The 2,383-nt window shown below is 55.4% G+C and carries 2 protein-coding genes and 1 pseudogene; 2 read left to right on the top strand and 1 reads right to left on the bottom strand.

Going from position 1 to position 2,383, the window contains the following annotated elements:
• Nucleotides 1–245 precede the first annotated feature (245 nt).
• Complete coding sequence (locus DW49_RS0123905) at nucleotides 246–1,061, top strand: hypothetical protein (protein WP_005621746.1); 816 nt, start codon at nucleotides 246–248, stop codon at nucleotides 1,059–1,061.
• Between the two features lie 617 nt (nucleotides 1,062–1,678).
• Here DW49_RS0123905 and DW49_RS1000000134095 read toward each other — a convergent pair.
• A pseudogene (locus DW49_RS1000000134095) lies at nucleotides 1,679–1,786 on the bottom strand (peptidase M48, Ste24p); the annotation flags it as partial.
• A gap of 186 nt (nucleotides 1,787–1,972) precedes the next feature.
• Between DW49_RS1000000134095 and DW49_RS1000000133805 the strand changes: the two are divergent.
• On the top strand, nucleotides 1,973–2,164 hold the full coding sequence (locus DW49_RS1000000133805) for a hypothetical protein (protein ID WP_044424612.1): 192 nt from the start codon (nucleotides 1,973–1,975) through the stop codon (nucleotides 2,162–2,164).
• Nucleotides 2,165–2,383: the final 219 nt, after the last annotated feature.

Below are 2,383 nucleotides of genomic sequence, written 5' to 3'. Positions count from 1 at the left end.
AGGCAAAAACAGGCGAGGAAGCGGAGTCTACGGGTTGTAAATGAGCATTCCGAGCCTGTTTTTAACGCAGCATCACCGAGCGCAGCCACTTTTCGTACAGAGCCTAGCGCGGCGGGTGCGATGCATACAGCACCAAAGCGTTACAGAAACACGATGCACAGCCGATAGAATTGAAATTTGACGCTCGCTACGTTCGTCAGCAGACGCAGCACTTACCTTCACATGACGCTTGATCTGGAGCAGGAATGGAATCCACGCAGCAACCCGAGGACGACGGGATTATTCGTATCCAGCGGCTCGTACCCGGCCAGGTTGACGTCGTACTGGGTTCGCATCCAAGCCGCCAACGCAGGGTGCAACCGCGCCCTTATGGACTGTGGCTGGCCGGGCTGATCGTTGCCGGATGCCTGGCAGGGCTGGTGGCCTCTCAGGTGCGAGGCCCGAAGGTTGCGCCGCTGCCGCCGCCTGTCGAACAGCCAGTGGCCGAAGCCCAGACACCGGTGATCGACAGCGAACCGGCAGCGCCTGCAGCTGTCATGCCAACCACATTGAACCGAACATCGGACCTCATGCCCGTCGCTGCAACCCAGGAGCAGCCCGCTACTGTGCAGCCGCTGGATAACTGCATGAAGAACGGCAACGTCATCGATGAGAGTGTATTGAATTGCCGGTTTGGCCAGGTCCCTCGCCCGGCTCAGACAGAACCGGCGAAAGGCATGGTGTCGGCAGACTACATGGCCGACTTCAAGGCCAACACCGGGCGCAGCACCGCTCGGGCGTCCAGGCCGTACAGCGTCGCGACGGTCTCCATTCGCGAATGGGACGGACGCAATCGCTACCGTGCGCAATGGCGCGTCTATGGCAACTCTATTGATGGCGACAGCGTGTGCGAGAACTTCGCCGCTCGCTCGCTGGAACGACGCGAGTGCCGTAAGGCCGCTCAGGTCAGCTTCAAAGAGGAATGCCGGGATTGGACCAAGCGTGCAGCGCGCAACCGTGACGAAGAAAGCAAAAACGCCGAGCAGCGTTATTGTGAAGTGGCGGCGACCTTCTCGCCCTGATCGTCCTGAGAAACACCCAAACCCCTACAGACTGGCGCTTTCAGCGACTCAAGACCGGGTTTTGGCACGCAAATACATGGCTGAATGCCACACACGTATAGCGAAAGGCTTACACGCCGAATAGCAAATCGGCTATTTGCCACCTTTTACAAGAGCCGTAAGATTGGATCCAACAACTGGTGAACAAGGAGTTCACCAGGATCAGGGACGATCGACCATCGCCGGGAAGGCAGCCGACAGGGAGTTGGAATGGTCTTGGTACAAACCCGCTTCGGCGGGTTTTTTATTGCCTGCGTTTTTTGCTGGCGGCAAACCTGCCGGATGCAAATTCTTTCCTGACGCCAAAATACTTGCCCGCTGTGCGCACGCCCAAATCCGAATCGGCGAGGTATAGCGAAAGGCTTACACGCGATCGAGGAACTTGGCTATTTCCGACCCTGTGCGCGAGGCATAAGATTGGATCCATCAAGTGGTGAACAGGGAGTTCACCAGGATCAAGGATGATCGACCATCGCCTCGGAGGCGGCCGACAGGATGTCGGGATGGTCTTGGAAAAACCCGCTTCGGCGGGTTTTTTGTTGTGCGCAGAAAAGTCGGGCGGTCACCCGCCCTGCCGTCTACGCCTTCTCGAAACGCTGCTGCAGCAAGTGCCGCGCGACGCCTGCGTTCACATAATCTGCGATCAGCGGGCCCAGTTCGTCGGGTGTGAGTTTTTTGCCATATCCCTGTAATCTCCGCAAAATTTTAAGACTGCAGAGTTAAAAATTAAATTACAGTTTTCATCCGATATGGCTGAATCCCGCCTGGACGGGACTCTGTGGAGCTAATGGTTCCACACAAAATTTGGTGGATACCATATCCTCCTTGCATATCGACGCGAACACTTGATCTTTCTGCAGGAGCTAAAGCGCATGCGTGTTGAGTCAAGGATGACCAGCTCAGCCCAGTACTCTGCCGCGCAGGGGAGGCCACAATCGTTCATGAGTGATGTGGAGAGGGGGGTGAGGCGGCTGGATATGGTTCAGCTTCGTGATCTGTGTCAGATTTTGGGTAGCGACCTTGTCGGGTTCACCAAATCTTTCGAGGCCGCACTCAGCCATTAAAAGAGCGCAGGTATAAACGCATCGTCGATCCCAAGGCAGCAACGCCTCGGGCGAATTGTCACTTAAGCTGCATCTTAGAGCAGGGCGAACTGTCTGAAAGCACTTGGTGCGATACATATACTAGTGTACTGTTTTCGAAAAAATCAGCCACCAACTAACGGAAAATTCAAATCTTATCAATAGCTTAGCTTGCAGGTTATGGGTAACTTATTTCGAAAA

This window comes from Pseudomonas avellanae BPIC 631 (assembly GCF_000444135.1).
GTDB classification, from domain to species: domain Bacteria; phylum Pseudomonadota; class Gammaproteobacteria; order Pseudomonadales; family Pseudomonadaceae; genus Aquipseudomonas; species Aquipseudomonas avellanae.
This window is presented reverse-complemented; position numbering and strand designations above follow the sequence as displayed.

Excerpts from the sequence above, each read along its gene's own strand:
- DW49_RS0123905 (WP_005621746.1), top strand. The coding sequence starts at position 246 with ATGGAATCCACGCAGCAACCCGAGGACGACGGGATTATTCGTATCCAG.
- DW49_RS1000000133805 (WP_044424612.1), top strand. The coding sequence starts at position 1,973 with ATGCGTGTTGAGTCAAGGATGACCAGCTCAGCCCAGTACTCTGCCGCG.